This is a genomic window from Novosphingobium sp. NPDC080210 (assembly GCF_050281025.1).
Classification (GTDB): domain Bacteria; phylum Pseudomonadota; class Alphaproteobacteria; order Sphingomonadales; family Sphingomonadaceae; genus Novosphingobium.
The window spans coordinates 290,348-305,962 of the sequence record NZ_JBNNWL010000002.1; the positions used below are offsets into that span (position 1 = coordinate 290,348).

Genomic DNA, 15,615 nt, shown 5'->3' on the forward strand with positions numbered 1-15,615 from the left:
GTCAATTCACCGTAGGTTTGCGGGCGTTGCGGGGGTGGATGTAGTGGATCGCTGCCGGGGTCTCGGCGGCCTTGCGCCAGTCCCAGATGAACCAGGCGTAGCTGTGTCGCGGGCTGCCCTTGCTGCCCTCGATCCAGCGGGGCCGCTTGGTCACGCAGATTTTCATGGCGAAGGCCGGGTGCCCCTCGAACAGGTCGGCGCGGCCGGTCGAGGCCATGTCGTATTCGTTGCGCAGGAACATCGCGACCAGCCCGCCGCGGACATGGGTCAGCTTGAGCGCGTGGCGCACGAACTGCTCGGGCATGTCGTCGAAGTAGGGCGGGTTGGTGATGATCGCGGGGCGCGCAGCGAAGTCGTCGCACACGTCGGTCACGGCGCGGGGCAGGGCTTGCACGTCGAGGAAGTTGAACCCCGGCGACCCGTAACCCCGGTTGTGGAGGTCAGAGGATACGACAGCGCGGGCATAGCCAAGCAGACGCTTGGAGATATGACCCTCACCGCAAGCGGGCTCCCAGGCGGCGTGGTTCGACAGGTCGATGAAGTGCGCCAGGCAATCGACGTTTTCTGGCGGGGTCGGATATAGGTCACCCTCGCGGCGCTCGTATCCAGAATGGCCGAGCATCGCCTTGTCGCCGGTCAGCGTTACAGTTTCAGTTCCCATTGGTGTGTTTCCGATGATGGTAGCGGGCAGTGGGAGCGGTCACTCCAAAGGCCCTTGCGATCTGCGAGTAGTTCACGCCGGTTTCGGCCATGCGGGCGATCTCCGCGCTGTCCTCGGCGGTGATCTTGATGTGGCCATTGCCGGGGCGGGAGGACTTCGAGCGGCCCTTCGCTGCACAGTCGGCCATGTTGTCCGCGTGTGTGCCCAGTTCCAGGTGGTTGGGGTTGACGCACTGGCGAACATCGCACTTGTGCATCACATGCATGCCTCCGCATGACCCTTTGACCAATTCGTAGGCTGCACGGTGAGCGCCAACGATACGTCCGTTGAGTCTGAAACTGCCGTAGCCAAGACGGTCGATAGACCCTTGGAAAATCCAGCAATCGTCCGCGCCCTTGACGTCCGTGTTGTTGAACAGCCGTGCGGCGTTCTTCAACGTCGCCACCGGGATGTTCAGTGAAGCGCGCATCACAGGCTCCCGTTTGCGACTGCGACGATTGCCTCGGCCTTGCTGCGCGCTGCCCACGACACGTTCTGGTCGGTCTTGGTGGCGCCAGCAGACGAGTAGGGGATCACACGGGTCAGAGCAGGGCGGGCATCGGCACCGCTTGCATCAGACACACCGAAGGCGTTGCCGGTGTCGCGCACCGACCAGGGGCCTTCACCGTGAAGGGTGACGTCGCCGATACCAGGGACGGGGAAGGTGCGCGGCTCAGCCATTGGTCGCCACATCCTCTTCGGGGCCGTATTCCGCGGCGATCGCCTCGTCGGTGATCATCACGGCGGCCAGCAGCACGGCAGCGAAGGCTATCATGCGTTCGCGCAGCGCGGGGCTGGAGTTGCTGAAGCCGGCGCTGTGGGCGATGTTCTTGGCATTCAACATCACGGCACCATCACCAAAGTCCTGGCGTGCTGCGACCGTGCGGAGGGTGGCTTCGGCAACGGTCTGGATGACTGCTTGTTCTTTCATGGTTCCTCGGGTGTTTGGTGCGTGTGTGTTACATAGCACACACGCACCCTAAGTCAAAGCAAATCAGTGAGGCGCAGGCTCACTGGCACGAGTGGCATTCCATGTCCTCGGTATAGGCCGGGGCCGCCTGTTCGATCGCCGGAGCGGGCAGTTCGCCTGCGGTGTTGCCGACTGCCATGGCCTTCGAGACGGTGCGCGAACGGACATAGTAGAGGCTCTTGAGGTCGCTCTCCCAGGCCAGCTTATGGACCGTGAACAAGTCCTTCTTGTGGACGTCGGCGCGCAGGAACAGGTTCACCGACTGGGCCTGGCACACGTAGGGCGCGCGGTCAGCGTGGTGACGCACGACCCAGCGCTGGTCCATTTCAAACGCAGTGCGGAAGGTCGCCTTCTCGATCGCGCAGAGGAACGGCAAGTGCTGCACCGAGCCGTCGTTGATCGTGATCGACTGCCACTGATCTTCGGTCCAGCGCTCCTCATCCTTGTCGAGGACGCCGGCGAAGGTCGGCTGATCCTTGACCATGAAGCGAACAGTCTTGTTCATCGCTTCGAGGCTGTCCCGCAGCTGATGGTAGCGCTGGCGCAGCTGCTTATCGAGGTAGGGGTTGCGCACGTTGAAGCTGCCCGAGAGTGTCTTCTGGGTGAAGCTATTGGCCACCCACGGTTCACCGGCCGGCGAAGCACCGCCGCAGATGATGCTGATCGACGCGGTCGGCGCGATCGAGAACATGTGCGTGAGGCGGGCCGGGGGCAGGCTCGGGTCGAGTTCGCGGGCATCCTTGCTGTCGGGGCATTCCCCGCGCTCGGCGGCCAGCTTCTTGTTGACCAGTTCCGCGGTCTGGGCGAGCCAGGTCCACAGTTCCATGTTCAGCTTGGCGGCGTGCTCGCCTTCGTAGGGCAGTTCCTTCGATTGCAGGTAGGAGTGGAAGCCCATGATCCCGCCACCGACGCTGCGCTCACGCATCGCTGCATAACGCGGGCGTTCGAAGCCGCGCATGTCCTCGGTCTTGCGGATGAACACTTCGAGGACGTTGTCGAGGAAGCGCAGGAAGTCCTCGATCAGCTGGACGTTGTCACGCCACTGGTCCCAGGTCTCCATGTTGAGGCTGGACAGGCAGCACACCGCAGTGCGCCACTCGCCGAGGTGGTCGGGGCCGGTGTGCAGGGTAATCTCGCTGCACAGGTTGGAGGTCGAGACCTTCAGTCCGAGCGCCTGGTAGATCGCGGGCAGATTGCGCGACACGTTGTCCGAGAAGATGATGTAGGGCTCACCCGTTTCGAGGCGCGTCACCAGCAGCTTGATAAGCGTGGTCTGGGCGTCGATCACCTTGACCACTTCACCGGTCTTGGGGCTGCGCAGTTCCCACTGCCGCTTCTCTGCGGTATCGGCCATCGCCGCTTCCATGAAGGCGTCGCTAACCAGCACGCCGTGGTGCAGGTCGAGAGCCTTGCGGCGCGGGTCACCACCCGACGAGGGGCGGCGGATTTCGAGGAACTCTTCGAGCTCGGGATGGCGGTCGTCGATATAGGCGGCTGCCGAACCACGGCGCAGCGAACCCTGACTGATCGCAAGGGTCTGGGCGTTCTGCCAGTGGATGAACGGAATGATCCCGCTGGTCGTGCCGGTCAGCGATCCGGCGATAGGTTCGCCAATCGAGCGGACGTCGCCCCAGTAGGTGCCAATCCCGCCGCCCTTGCAAGCGAGCCAGATGTTCTCGCTGATCGCTTCGCTGATCGAGTCCATGCTGTCCCCGACGTGGTTGAGGAAGCAGCTGATCGGCAGACCGCGATCGAGGCCAGAGTTGGTCAGCACCGGGGTGGCAGGCATGAACCACAGCTGGCTGATGGCGTCATAGACGCGCTGGGCGTGGCCGTCGGCGCTGCCCCAGATGATTTCATCGGAGTTGGCGCAGGCAACCCGCGCGAACAGATCCTGGTAGGATTCACCCTGGATCAGATAACGGTCCCGCAGCGTTGCCTTGCCAAACTCGGTCAGCAGGCTATCGCGGGCATCGTCGATCTGGATCGTTACCGACCGATCGCCAGACGTGAAGGAAAAAGGGCGCACTGTTGCGCCCGCGGACGACGCCTGGCCGGCTGCGGTCATGGGAAAACTACTCCTTGGGTATTGGTTCGTGTTGGGACGCTAATTCTAGCTGGTCATATGTGTGTTGTCTAGCATGCAGTCAGCCCACAAGCGAAAGAAGCACGCCTGCCAACTGCCGGAACTGTTCGCTGTCGATCGCGGCTTTCACCCCGGCGATCGCGTCGGCCTGATGCTCCATGGTCTTGGTCACGAAGCGGTCGCCGACCTTGATCTCCCAGTCGTTGGCCGCCTTGCTGGTGTTCCAGTGTTCGGAGCCGCCAACCTGCTCGGTCAGCGCGACCGCCCAGCGGACAATGTCTTCCTTGTCGGCGGTCGCAGTGCCGGCGGTGGCCAGCTTCACTTCGCGCGGCGAGACTTCGATGATCGGCACCGGGAGCGAGGCAAGCAGGCCCACCGAGATACCGAAGGCGTAGCATGCGCTGGCGCTCTGGGCACCAGAGGGGATTTCGCTGCTGGCGATCTTGATCCCGTGCTTGGCGATCACCCCTTGCAGGGTCTTGGCGATGCTGCGGGCGCGCTCCAGGGCGTCGCTGCTCTTGCGCACCTTCTTGTTCTTGGACGGGGCGGTGACGATCGTGCCGTGCTCGATCACTTGCTGGATCGTGCGCGTCTGGCAGTCGATCACCGCGACCACGTAGCCGGTGTTTGTAAGACTTGGATCTAGTCCGAGTATCGTAATAGTAGTCATGCGTGCTTCCATTTCTCGGCCGGCCGGGTGAACTCGACCATCAGAAGGTTCCAAACAGGGGGTTGTCGGTCATGGTCTCGTCAGACATTTCAGCCTTCTCCTCCTCCTGGGCTTTGGCGAAGCCCGCTTCGAGGATCGGGTGGATGCTGTCGTTCTGCTTGATCGCCGCGACCAGGGCGGCGTCGAGGTTCTTGACGAAGTCCCGCTCGTCGAGCCGCGCGGCGGTCTCCATGTAGATGTCGGGGATCGACGCCACGATGTCGTCCCAGTTTACTTCAATGAACTCGACCTGCTCGTTGCCGTTGCGCACCAGCCCATCGACCGGGATCAGCCGGAACAGCAGACCGTCGCGCTTGCCGAGCCGCACGATGTCGGTGTTGAGCCGGGTGCCGACCGGGACGTTGCCCTTGCGGTAGCCCTTGCCGGCGATGTGCTGCGAGGCGAACAGCGGGATCGAAACTTCAAACGGTCCCTGCGCACCGACGCGGATGAATACCCGCGCCAGCCGCACCAGCTTGGCAATCTCGGTGGATTTCGCGGCAGCGGCGACAAGGGCGGGGCTGGGCGCGGCAGTCGCCGGCTTCTTCTTGGTCTTGGTCATGGAAATCCTACGATACGGTGACGGTTGCCCGTCCGTTCTTCTTCTCGACCAGCATCGACTGGCGTGCGTAGTGGGCGATGTCGTTGTGGCTGATGATCAGCACGGTGCCGCGTTCGCGCGCCTTCTCCTCAAGCACGCCCATCAGGCGTTCGAGGCCGGCGGCGTCGAGTGCGTCGTCCACCTCGTCACCGAGCCACAGCTCGATGTTCTTGGCGGCGCGTGCTGCGACCAAGTCCTGCAGTGCCAATGCGCATGCCAGCCGCACCTTGCGCTTCTCCCCGCCGGAAAGGGCGTTGAAGCTGGGCGCGCTGCCCTGCTTCTCGACCGTGACGGAGAACTTCTCGACCATCCGCCCCTGTGACTTGGTTTCCGTGATCGTCGTCCAGAAGGCGTCGATCGCGCCATCGGCCAGGCTGCCGAGGTAGTGGGCAGTGCGGTCGTTGAGGTAGGGGGTCGCTTCATCGAGCCGGTGGGCACGCACCCCGGCAGGGGCATAGATGTCCACCACGGCCTGCGCGTAGGCTTCCACTTCGGTCGCCTCGTCACGCTCCACCCCGGCCTGGCGCATCACTTCGGCGCGGTCGAGGATCTCGGCGTTGGTCTTGTCGATCAGGTCAGCATAGGGGTTCTCGGAGGTCATTTCCGCCTTGAGCCGTTCAGCGACGCCAGTGGCGACCTGCTTCAGCCGGGCGATTTCAGCCGCCAGCGCGTTGAGCAGCTGGAGCTCGCGCTGCAACGCCTTGAGCCGGTCGCCTTCAGCCGACACGTCGGTCATGGTGGCGCGGTGGGCGTCGAGCGCAGCCGTCGCGTTCTGCAACAGCTTCTCGGCCTTCGGCACCTTGGCCTTCGCATCGGCAACCCGCGCTGAGGCTTCCTCGAAGCGGGTCTTGTGGGCGTCGAGGTCACGCTGGGCAGCCGCGATCACCGAGGTAAGCTGGGCTTCCTCGATCGGCCTGGCGCAGCTTTTGCAGGGCGTGCCGACCGAGTTGCGCACGGCCTCGACCTTGGCTTCGGCGGTGCGCACCTGTTCCAGCGCGGTCTTGACCGAGCGTTCCTCCAGGGCGACGCGGGTGTTCGCCGTGGTCACCGCTGAGGCCGCATCGTTCTTCTCGCCGAGCAGCAGTTGCTCACGCTGGCGTTCGGCAGTGACGGACGAGATCCGCTTCTCGCACAGGGCGATGCCCTGCTTGACTTGGGCTGCTTCGGCCTGGTCGTAGCTGGCTTCGGCCGACTTGAACGCTGCAAGCGCGTTCTGGGCTTCGACCTTCAGCTTCTGCAAGCGATCTTTGTGCAGCGTGTCCCAGCGGTTCATTTCATCGGTCAGACCGGTCAGAGACGCTAGGGAGTCTTGGTGTCGCTGGTGTGCGCGGTCAAATGCGATCTGCGCTTGAGCGCGCTTGTCAGACGCTTCCTTGAGCTTCGTGCGGGCGAGCTCGTAGGCGGTGGTGAGCACGTCCACCCCGGCAGCCTGCTCGACCAGAATCTTGAGTTGCCGGTCGGTCATGCGCGGGATGTCGGGGATGTTCTCCTGGCCGGAATATACCGCCGAGTTGAACACCGCTTCGGAGCAGCCAAGCAGGCGCTCGATCGCGTCCTGGGTCAGCGCAGCCGTGCCCTTGGTCTGGTCGATCCAGTCCTGAGTGGCCGGGTCGAACTGTTCCAGGTGCAGGGTGTTCTTGTGCTTGGAGTGCTTGCGGTGGCGGGTCACCCGGTAAACGGTGCCATCGTCGTCGATGGTGATCGCCACCCGGCAGTTCTTGCCTTCGGCGGTGTTGACCACGTCGTCAGCCCCGACGCCGCGGGCAGTCGCGCCCCACAGGCACCAGCTGATGGCGTCACCGATGGAGCTCTTGCCCGAGCCGTTGCTGTCCGCGCTGGTCTCGTCGTTGTTAACCCCGGAGATATGGACGAGGCCGATCGCGTCGAGGGAGAACTGCGCCTCGCCAATGGCGAGGAAGTTCTGGATCTCTACTTGGGTGAACTTCACTTATTCGTCTCCCACGCTGCGCGCTTGAGTCAGGATGGCCAATGCGTCCTGCGCAATGCGGCGCTTGTCGAGGCCAGGGGCCTTGGTGTGGTGCAGCACGTAGTTGGCGACCGACACTTCCAGTGTCATGTTGCCCGCGCTGCTGCTCATGGGGCGCACCACGTCACGTTTCTTGGACGAGTGATCGACCCAGCCGAGCGCGCCAGCCTGTTCGACCGCCGCATGTGCAGCGGTCAGGGCTTTCGCGTCGGCGTCCTTGAGGCGCAGCCGGGCATAGTTGCCCTTGAGCGCCTGCGGGGTAATCTCGGACTCGCTGTCGATGTTGACGAACTTGGGCGCCTGGCTCTCGTGATGCTCGACGCGGTCGTCGTGGACGATCAGGAACCCAGCAAGGGTTCCAGGATCGCTCCAGCACTGGTGCGAAGTGCTGCCGATTGAAATAACCGACCCATTTTGGAAGACGCTGTGTGCATGGTAGTGCCCAATGAACACTCGTCGATAACCCCACGCTGCACACTCGCTGGGATCAAGGCCCAGATCAGGTAAACCTTTTATCACCCCGTTCAATGGGGCGTGGATGATCAGGTCATGCTGCTTATCAGCGAAGTTAATAGCCTCGGCACGGAGCTCATCCAGCTGTTCTATCCAAGGTATCATCATCACGTCGCCGAATAGCGACGGTGCTGTTACGGCAGTGAAACCTGCTATCTCATCCAGCGCCTGCATAGAGTTGCCCAGCTTGGTTGAAGAGGCTGTCGAGAGATCGTGATTGCCAGCAATTGCGAAAACCTCGACGCCGGACGCACACACCTTGCGCATGGTGTCCATCACGGGGTTCAAAACCTCGGGGTTCACCTTGCCGCGGACGTGAAATGTATCCCCGGCCATGAAGAGGCGTTTACCGCCAGCCTTCAGCAATGCTTCTGCTTGGCGCTCGAACTCATCAAGGATGATGCGCAGCCGACTATTGACGCCATCGCAGTTCGTCTTCGAGAATTGTGACCAGTCATGGAAATGATGGTCAGATGAAATGCTGTAGGGTGTCATCCGTTCACTCTTGCCTTGCCTGCCTTGATGCGATTGATGGTTGTTTTGTGAACTGGGAACTTGGCGACGAGGTCTCTCGTCGTGAATCCGGCGCTCGCCAGAGCCTTTATCTCTTCAACCTGCCGACTAGTTAGCTTCGCCAGACTGTTATTCTCGCCACTGCGAGCCAGCGCGCACTTGCGGCGATGCTCTTCTGTCTGCGGTCCTGTCTTTCGACCCATCTTCGCTGCGCTAATGGCGGCGCAATGTTCAGGAGTGCGAGGGGTATATTTTTGCCCACGCTTAGATTTGGATATCCTCGCTCGCCTTTCAGCGGAGAACACTACGCCAGTGTTCGACGCTGCTATACGCGCCTTACTCTCTTCAGAATGACGCTTGTTTCTATTACCGCCACTCTCAAGATTATACCCTTGTGGCGAGCGGGAGTTCAAACGCTCCACCCAAGCCTGTTCAAGACGATCCAGGGCCTCTCTATCCTTCGCACGACCCAGAACCTCCCACACAAATGCGTCGGGACCGTTCTTGAGGAGCGCCTTATGGAAGATGCCCTTATTGCGATCTGTCCTGCGACAGTGGCGAATGTGCTCCTTGATGCGCACTTCCAGTGCGCGCGCCGTCTGTCCAACGTAACACATGCCGTTGATCTTATTTCGCGCCAGATAGACGATCATTTGCGACTCCGCACGAACGAGCGCCAGCCGTTGTTGCGCGAGGGCGTGAAGCCCACGTCGCACAGCCCGGCTTCGCGGTTCATCTTCTTGCCGGCCATCTTGGCCTTGTGGAGCTCCTTGCGCTCCGCGGCGGTGATTTCGTTACCGACGCGCGCCATCAGCCTTGCCCCAGCATGGTGCGCTCGATGATGATCACGAGGCGCACGAGACCGTAGAAGATGGACATGTAGATCATGGCGGTCAGCGCAAGCGCCAGACGATGGACGTTACTAAGGCCCATCATTTTCTTGAGGAATGACATTCGCGCTCCTGTTTGTGTGTGTCGTTCTCTATGCACTAGCGCGGTCTTTCTTGATTTGCAAGTTGGGACCAAGACTCGCTCGTAAAAAAAGTCGCCAGGGCAGCAGGCGATGGGCCCGGCCCTGCCAGTTGGGGCGGCTGCGACCTTCGGGATGATCCAGCAGCGTGTCGATGGGGACGACGAAGATGCGGCACAGTTCCTCGACCACGACCATGACGTTGACCACGCCGTAAGTCTTGGCGCGCTGGAGCAGGATGCGGTCAACGCCGATGAATGCCTCGTCGGCCTTGATCGCGTCGTTGAGCGACTTGTGCTTGCCGCGCCAGATGTCGCGGCCGTTCTGCTCGACGATCAGCACGCGCTGCCCAGAGGGCGCTTCAAGGATCTTGCCGATTGTGCGCGGGCTGACTTTCAGCTTGCCGATCCGCTTCATGTTCGCCGAGATCGGACGCAGCAGCCGGCTCAGGCTCGCGGAGAAGATACACGGCGGTAAGGGTTGTGGTGGGCGTGATGATACGCGGGCCGTAGTTTCGCTTGAGCCAGTCATGCAGAATGTCCTGTGCGTCCTCCGCTGGGGTCTCCAGCATCAAGTGGTTGGCCTTGGCATGGTGTGCCAGGATTTCGTCGATCGGCCCGGCGATCGTGGTGAGGACGCGGGCATGACCGAAGATGGATTTCTCGCGGACTTCGTAGAGGGCGATTGTCTGGCCCTGCGACAGTCGCTTGGGCCAGGCTTGACCGACCCTGATGGTATTGAAGAGGCGATCCATGCCGACCTTCCCCACGAAGGGGATGGCCGGCATGAACGCGGAGCAAGCGGTAAGCGGGGCGAGCTTGCAAACCAGGTGGCCACAGTGGTCACATGGGATCTTGCCCGCACCGGAGATATATTGACCCTGTGCGTTGATGCGCAGCTGGCGGGTGTCGGTGTCAATCATTTGTTTCAGTTACCATGCACCAAATCGCTTGTCTCTTGGCTTGTGGTCAGACGAAGTGGTCGCGGATGATTTTGCGACAGGCCCATGCTTCATCGTTGCCCGCATCGAGCAAGCCGACAAACTCCTGGCACCAGGACACGTCGTGCTCATCCTTCAGGTAGCGCTCGTAGTCGGGGAGATTGCCGACCAGCTGCTGAAGGACGCGCTTGAGCCGGCGGCACGCGCCATACCAGCGATGGTTGGGCTGATCGTAGGCGGGCAGACCTTCGATGATCTGCGGCGCCGGTTCGTCCCATTCGAGCACCGGGACGCCAGCAGCGACGTCGGCGGGCAGGGTGGTGGTGACGTTCATGCGCCTGCTCCCACCTTGCGCTTGCCGGTCTCACGCTTGAGCATGCGGCCCATCATGTAGCAGCTGCCCTCGGTGGTCGCGAAAACATACACCAGACCGACCAGAGCGACCTTGAGAAACGAGCCAGTGGTCAGCGCAGAGAACAGCACACCGAACAGACCCACCTGAATGGTGAACCACACCGCGTTGGACGCCCAGCTGCACTTGCGGTGGTAGGAGACATCGGCGCTGTTGCGCGAACGGCTGACCGCAGTGAACGCCATGTTCTGGATGAAGGCTGCTGCCGCGAGAAGCGGCAGCAGGACGTAAAGGGGAAGGGTTGCCAGGTCAGCCATTGTGCTTCTCCGCCAGGTCGATCAGCTTGTCGATGCCGGTGGGATCAGCGCTCACGGCAGCGATGAAGTTGTCCTTGCCCTGGATGCGCTTGCCGTCCCAGTTGAACCAGGCGCCGGTCTGGATGCCTTCGTCGGTCAGCACCTTGGCGCCCAGGTGGTCGATCATGGTTTCCGCCACGTCGATGTAACCGGTGCCGTCTTCCTTGTATTTGAAGAACCACGACGCCTTGAGGAACGCGCGGTGGGTCTTGTTCTTGACCGTCTCGGCTGTGACCTTCTGACCGATCACTTCCTTGCCGTCCTTCTCCATCGAGCGCGACAGGAACAGGCGGGCCGACGAGTAGAATTCGAGGCTGTCGCCGCCGGGGGTGTAGCGCGGGTCGCCATAGACCACGCCGGGCTTGGTCCGCATCTGGTTGAGGAAGATGCAGATGATGTTGTTCTCCTCGACGAAGGTGGCAAGCGGCGGCAGTTCAGAACTGGTGGCCATGGCCAGGGCCAGCTTGTCCTTCATGTTGCGGCCCTTCGACAGGTCGTGCTCCAGCATGGCGGCCGGAACCATCGCGTGCAGCGAGTCGAACACGATCGCCAGCGGGGCTTCGAACGGGATGATGTCGGCGGTGCGGATCGCGGTCATCCAGTCAATCGCCTTGTCGATCGACTCCTCGAAGCAGCGCGGCTTCTTGTAGGTGAAGATGCCATCGCTGATGTCGCCACCGAAGCTCTGGAACAGGTGGGGCATGAAGGTGCGCTCGTGGTCGTGGAACGCAGCTGCGCCGCCCATGCGCTGTGCTTCGCGCATGACGTGCTGGGCGATCAGCGTCTTGCCCGACGAGGACGGGCCAGCGATTTCGTAGATGCGGGCCGACTTGAGGCCACCGCCGCGGTATTTGCCCGAGAGCGCGTGGTCCACGTTGGGGACGCCGGTAGAGAGGAACAGGCCGTTGTCTTTCTGTTCGTCGCTCTTGACGCCGCCCTTGGCCAGCGCGCCGGCGAGGCGGGATGCAAGGTCACTCATTGCTTGGGGAACTCCTTATCGAGGGTGATGAAGGGCTGAAGGAAGCGGTCCATGTCCTTGAGGACCGAATGAAAGGCGTGCTCACCGCAGAACTGCTCGAACCCGGCCCGGTTGAGCGGGGCATGGGTCAGGCGCATCTGCTTGGGCGCGGGGATCGAGGGGTGCGCCAGGTCCATGAGCTCAAGCGCCCAGTCGAACCGCGCCTGGACGGCGGGGTCGGTGTGCAGGTTGAGCATCTTGCTTGGCATTTTCTTGCCGTGGTGCAGGAAGTAGCGGTCCTGCGCCTCGTCGAGCGGGGTGTTGAGGAAGCTGCGCACGCAGGGGAATACGGCGAGCAGGTCTTTGGCACCCTTTTCTCCGATCCCGGTGTTGGGCTTGACGTTGTCGCCGCTGTCACCGTGCAGCCCCTTGGCGTGAACGAAGGCCAGCGGGTTGGCGAAGCCGGTGAAGGTCTTGAAGTCCTGCTCGTTGCACTTGCGCTCGGGTTCGGACTTGTGATCGACCCACACGACGCCCGGCTGCACCAGCTGGAGCCAGTCCTTGTCGCCGGTGATCAGCGCGACACCGTCGCCCTTGGCCACTGCATCGCGGGTGAGGATCGCAGCGAGGTCGTCGGCTTCCATGTTGCCGGCGATCAGCTGGCGCAGGCCGAGCAGGTGACAGGCGCGCACCATCGAGGGCATCTGCGCCTTGTAAGCGGCTGCGGCCGCCAGCTTGTCAGGGGTGTCCTTGCGGTTGCCCTTGTATTCGGGGAAGCGCTCGAAGCGCCAGCTGCGACCGTCCCACAGCACCACCGGGGTAGCGTGGGTGCGGTTGCGCAGGATCAGGTTGAGTGAGCGGATCAGGCCATAGATCGCAGTGGTTTCCTGACCGCCAGCGTAGAGCTTCTGCTGCTTGGCATTGCCGTGGTTGGCGGCGTGGCCAACCGAGTTGCCGTCGATGTAAGTGCGGAAGCCCATGGTAATCCCTGAAAATAAAGGCGGGGAGAGTTGCCCTTGTCTCTCCCCGCCACACTTGGGCCGGCGTGGTGGTGGGCACCGGCAATCACTCCTGCCCCCGAAAGGGCAGGAGCACCTTCGATTAGCCGTTCAGCTGGGCCAGGATGGCTTCCAGGTCAGCTTCCTCGACCGAGGCGGCCGGGGCGGCGGGAGCCGGAGCCGGTGCCGGAGCCGGTGCAGGAGCCGGGGTCGGTTCCGGGGCGGCTGCGGCTTCGTTCACGATCTCGGCGATCACCGCGTCCTCGATGTCCTCGACCACCGAAGTCACGGCAGCGGACGACATGGTGTTGGTCGCGGCCGGGGCCGGGGCCGGGGTCGGTGGGGTGTGATGCGACAGAGCACCAGCCGGGATGGTGGTGGTGATGCCCACCGCACCGTTGACGCGGCCCAGGAATTCGAGAGCCTTGGCTTCGAGCCCTTCGACCTGCGATTCAATCCATGCGTCGAGGTCAATGACCTTTTCGAGGATCTTCTCGGGCAGCGGCATCTTCTGCGGGGTGACCTGGAAGGTGTAACGGGTGTCGATGCCCTGACCGGTCTTTTCCACGGTGAAGACGTGGCCGGTGTCGAGCGCCGCAAGGTCGTAGTCCGGGTCAGCCTCGGACCAGATCATGAACTGGCTGAGGATGGTGTCGAACGCCGTCTCGCTCATTTCGACCAGGACGGGCTCGGTCGGCGACTGGTCCTTGTCGTCAAGGATCAGGGCGTTGAACACGAAGCGGGTGCCAGCCAGCATGGACTGGTAGTGCTTCTTGGTTTCATCATCCGGCGACTGGCGCATGGCGTCGAAGATCAGTTCGCGGATCGGGTCGCTCGGCTCGTCATAGGTGATCGAGCGGTCGATGATCCCGAAGAAGCTCTTGCCGTCGAAGCCCTTCAGATAGGTCTTGCCGAACTTGCGCTCGAACGGGACCGTCTTGTCTGCCGAGAGCGGCAGGATACGGAACTTGGTAACACCGGCCTTGAACTTGTAGGTCTTGAGACCCTTCGAGCGGTTGGCCGCAATACTGGAGCGACGCGCCATGACGCGATCGCGGGCACTCATTCCACCAGACATAAAAAACTCCTTACTTGGTGTGTGTCAGTTGTAACGCATTGCAGAGAAAAAGTCTCTTGGCTTATGACCCTGTGCTCGATTCGCCAGGGATGCTGCCGCCGCCCCGCTGTGCGCGGCGCTGCCGGTAGTTGTTGATGGCGTCGGCGTCGGACGAATTGATCCGCATCGCCGACCGCATCTGCTCGGTCGCAAGGTGGCCGAGGGACTTGAGCATGTCGCGCCGGGTGCGGAAGGCATCGGCGGCCACCTGGCACACCGTCTTGACTTCATCGGCGTGCAGCTGGATCGCCAGCAGGCGGGTCATGCGCGGGTCAGTGAACACTGCCGCCTCGACCATTTCCGCCGTTACTCGTTCGGGCTTGCCGCCCTCGGCCTCGGCGATTTCGAGTGCGGCTTCGGTCAGCTTCTTGCGGTGTTCCTTCTTGAGCATCGCTTCGGTCGCCTTGACCAGGTTCTCGATGCGGGCAGCCTGGGTGCGGGCTGAAGCGGCGCGCATGCTGTAGTAGGCAGCGCGTGCTGGCAGGGTCCGCATGGCTTCGTTGAGGTCGTTGAGGTCTGCACCGATTTCCGCGGTGAAGGCTTCGACGTCGATGAACTCCTCGATGTGGAGCGGGTTGCTGTTCGGTTGGGTGCTCATGCTGTCTCGCTTCGTTGTGTGTGTGTCATAGCGCATGCACTTGAGGTCAGCAAGCACTATCTTCGAGGAGGCTCTTGGCTTCGGAGAAGATTTCTGTGAGGCGGTCAGCCTTGCCCGCGTCGTGGTAAATCTGGGTCGGCTTGAAGCCGATGATCACCGTCGCGTCGAGGTTGGCGCTGAACGCCTTGTGGCCGATGTTGTCTGCCGGGCGCTTGATGTCCGGGAAGAACGTCTTGATCACCGTGGGGCCGAGCAGCACGATCACCGGCGGCTTCATCACCGCGACTTCGCGTTGCAGGAACGGCAGGCACTGTGCGACTTCGGCGTCCGGGGGACTGCTCTCGCCCTTGGCCAGCGGCCGGCGCAGCAGCCAGGTCCAGACAGCGTCCTCGACGTTGAGGCCGGCGGCATGCAGCGACGGAGCCACGAAGGTCTTGTAGCTGTATTGCGCCTTGAGCTCCTCGAAGTCGTTGAACGGGGCATCGAGGATGATCATCAGCTTGGGGTTCTTGCCGATGAAGCAGTTGACCGCTGCGGGGAGCAGCTGGGCCATGTCCTTCTCGATCGCTTCGAGGGCATCGACCAGCATGTCGTCAATCTCCACCACGCGGTCGGCCACCACGCCCTGATCGGCGATCGCCGGCATCAGTTCGATCTGGTCCTTCTGGCGGCGGGGATCGGTCGAGGCGATCTGGCCTGGCTCGATGCGGGCGAACGCACCCACGCGGTCGAGGTTGTCGATCCCGCGGGCGTTGACCGACTTGGCCGGGACGCGCGCCTTGAAGTCCTCGATCGAGACGAACCGGCCGGGGCCGAACGTGGTCTGGGTCGTGACCTTCTTGCTGCCGCGGCCAGAGGTCTTTTCGATGATCGTCGGCTCGGTGGACTGGCGCTCCTTGATGATCGCGGCGGCACCTTTCTCGCTCACGCCCATGACGACGTTGAGCGGGGCGGCGATGATCACGTCGTTGAGCGGCTCGAACTGGTGGGTCGAGATATTGATGTCTGGCGGGATGATGCGAATGCCGTCCTGCGCCGCCTGCTTGACCAGCACCGTCAGCTTGTCGTCCTTGGTCGTGCCCATCTGGGCGCAGTAGAACTCCACCAGATAGTGCGCCTTGAGCCAGGCGGCCTGGAACGCGATCAGGGTGTATTCGACGGCGTGACTCTTGTTAAAGCTGTAGGCCGCAAAGCCTTCAATGTCAGACCATAGCCTTTCGGCTTCAGCCATCGGCATACCATCGCCA

General features: G+C 62.4%; 21 protein-coding genes. All 21 read right to left on the reverse strand.

Going from position 1 to position 15,615, the window contains the following annotated elements; genetic code table 11:
* Window position 1 precedes the first annotated feature (1 nt).
* The 21 genes from ACQKOE_RS07505 to ACQKOE_RS07605 all read right to left on the reverse strand — a co-directional run bounded on the left by ACQKOE_RS07505 (window position 2) and on the right by ACQKOE_RS07605 (window position 15,599).
* Complete coding sequence (locus ACQKOE_RS07505; RefSeq protein WP_427512229.1) at window positions 2–661, reverse strand: hypothetical protein; 660 nt, start codon at window positions 659–661, stop codon at window positions 2–4.
* Window positions 651–1,130 carry an HNH endonuclease gene (locus ACQKOE_RS07510; protein WP_427512230.1) on the reverse strand — a complete coding sequence of 160 codons (480 nt, stop codon included), beginning with the start codon at window positions 1,128–1,130 and terminating at the stop codon, window positions 651–653. The genes ACQKOE_RS07505 and ACQKOE_RS07510 overlap by 11 nt, the downstream gene beginning before the upstream one ends.
* Window positions 1,130–1,381: a hypothetical protein gene (locus ACQKOE_RS07515; protein ID WP_427512231.1), complete on the reverse strand. Its 252-nt coding sequence runs from the start codon at window positions 1,379–1,381 to the stop codon at window positions 1,130–1,132. The genes ACQKOE_RS07510 and ACQKOE_RS07515 overlap by 1 nt, the downstream gene beginning before the upstream one ends.
* Complete coding sequence (locus ACQKOE_RS07520) at window positions 1,374–1,631, reverse strand: hypothetical protein (protein WP_427512232.1); 258 nt, start codon at window positions 1,629–1,631, stop codon at window positions 1,374–1,376. The genes ACQKOE_RS07515 and ACQKOE_RS07520 overlap by 8 nt, the downstream gene beginning before the upstream one ends.
* Window positions 1,632–1,710: 79 nt before the next feature.
* Window positions 1,711–3,738 carry a ribonucleoside-diphosphate reductase subunit alpha gene (locus ACQKOE_RS07525; protein ID WP_427512233.1) on the reverse strand — a complete coding sequence of 676 codons (2,028 nt, stop codon included), beginning with the start codon at window positions 3,736–3,738 and terminating at the stop codon, window positions 1,711–1,713.
* A 79-nt stretch (window positions 3,739–3,817) separates the two neighbouring features.
* Complete coding sequence (locus ACQKOE_RS07530; protein WP_427512234.1) at window positions 3,818–4,426, reverse strand: crossover junction endodeoxyribonuclease RuvC; 609 nt, start codon at window positions 4,424–4,426, stop codon at window positions 3,818–3,820.
* A 40-nt stretch (window positions 4,427–4,466) separates the two neighbouring features.
* Window positions 4,467–5,027, reverse strand: coding sequence for a hypothetical protein (locus tag ACQKOE_RS07535; protein WP_427512235.1), 561 nt, complete (start codon window positions 5,025–5,027; stop codon window positions 4,467–4,469).
* A gap of 7 nt (window positions 5,028–5,034) precedes the next feature.
* Window positions 5,035–7,014, reverse strand: a complete 1,980-nt coding sequence (locus ACQKOE_RS07540; protein ID WP_427512236.1) for an AAA family ATPase — start codon at window positions 7,012–7,014, stop codon at window positions 5,035–5,037.
* Complete coding sequence (locus ACQKOE_RS07545) at window positions 7,015–8,061, reverse strand: hypothetical protein (RefSeq protein ID WP_427512237.1); 1,047 nt, start codon at window positions 8,059–8,061, stop codon at window positions 7,015–7,017.
* Window positions 8,058–8,732: a GIY-YIG nuclease family protein gene (locus ACQKOE_RS07550; protein ID WP_427512238.1), complete on the reverse strand. Its 675-nt coding sequence runs from the start codon at window positions 8,730–8,732 to the stop codon at window positions 8,058–8,060. The genes ACQKOE_RS07545 and ACQKOE_RS07550 overlap by 4 nt, the downstream gene beginning before the upstream one ends.
* Entirely contained in the window at window positions 8,729–8,890 is a 162-nt protein-coding gene (locus ACQKOE_RS07555; RefSeq protein WP_427512239.1) for a hypothetical protein, read from the reverse strand. Before ACQKOE_RS07555 ends, ACQKOE_RS07550 begins: the two co-directional genes overlap by 4 nt.
* Window positions 8,890–9,033: a hypothetical protein gene (locus ACQKOE_RS07560; protein WP_427512240.1), complete on the reverse strand. Its 144-nt coding sequence runs from the start codon at window positions 9,031–9,033 to the stop codon at window positions 8,890–8,892. Before ACQKOE_RS07560 ends, ACQKOE_RS07555 begins: the two co-directional genes overlap by 1 nt.
* A 28-nt stretch (window positions 9,034–9,061) precedes the next feature.
* Window positions 9,062–9,466, reverse strand: coding sequence for a hypothetical protein (locus ACQKOE_RS07565; RefSeq protein ID WP_427512241.1), 405 nt, complete (start codon window positions 9,464–9,466; stop codon window positions 9,062–9,064).
* Entirely contained in the window at window positions 9,411–9,971 is a 561-nt protein-coding gene (locus ACQKOE_RS07570; RefSeq protein WP_427512242.1) for a hypothetical protein, read from the reverse strand. Before ACQKOE_RS07570 ends, ACQKOE_RS07565 begins: the two co-directional genes overlap by 56 nt.
* A gap of 46 nt (window positions 9,972–10,017) precedes the next feature.
* On the reverse strand, window positions 10,018–10,323 hold the full coding sequence (locus ACQKOE_RS07575; RefSeq protein WP_427512243.1) for a hypothetical protein: 306 nt from the start codon (window positions 10,321–10,323) through the stop codon (window positions 10,018–10,020).
* Window positions 10,320–10,658: a hypothetical protein gene (locus ACQKOE_RS07580; protein WP_427512244.1), complete on the reverse strand. Its 339-nt coding sequence runs from the start codon at window positions 10,656–10,658 to the stop codon at window positions 10,320–10,322. The genes ACQKOE_RS07575 and ACQKOE_RS07580 overlap by 4 nt, the downstream gene beginning before the upstream one ends.
* Window positions 10,651–11,676, reverse strand: coding sequence for a hypothetical protein (locus ACQKOE_RS07585; protein ID WP_427512245.1), 1,026 nt, complete (start codon window positions 11,674–11,676; stop codon window positions 10,651–10,653). Before ACQKOE_RS07585 ends, ACQKOE_RS07580 begins: the two co-directional genes overlap by 8 nt.
* On the reverse strand, window positions 11,673–12,635 hold the full coding sequence (locus ACQKOE_RS07590) for a hypothetical protein (RefSeq protein ID WP_427512246.1): 963 nt from the start codon (window positions 12,633–12,635) through the stop codon (window positions 11,673–11,675). The genes ACQKOE_RS07585 and ACQKOE_RS07590 overlap by 4 nt, the downstream gene beginning before the upstream one ends.
* 121 nt (window positions 12,636–12,756) lie before the next feature.
* Entirely contained in the window at window positions 12,757–13,731 is a 975-nt protein-coding gene (locus ACQKOE_RS07595; protein ID WP_427512247.1) for a hypothetical protein, read from the reverse strand.
* A 61-nt stretch (window positions 13,732–13,792) separates the two neighbouring features.
* Window positions 13,793–14,368 carry a hypothetical protein gene (locus tag ACQKOE_RS07600; protein WP_427512248.1) on the reverse strand — a complete coding sequence of 192 codons (576 nt, stop codon included), beginning with the start codon at window positions 14,366–14,368 and terminating at the stop codon, window positions 13,793–13,795.
* 46 nt (window positions 14,369–14,414) lie between these two features.
* A complete protein-coding gene (locus ACQKOE_RS07605; protein WP_427512249.1) occupies window positions 14,415–15,599 on the reverse strand; it encodes a uracil-DNA glycosylase family protein in 1,185 nt (394 codons plus the stop codon).
* Window positions 15,600–15,615 lie beyond the last annotated feature (16 nt).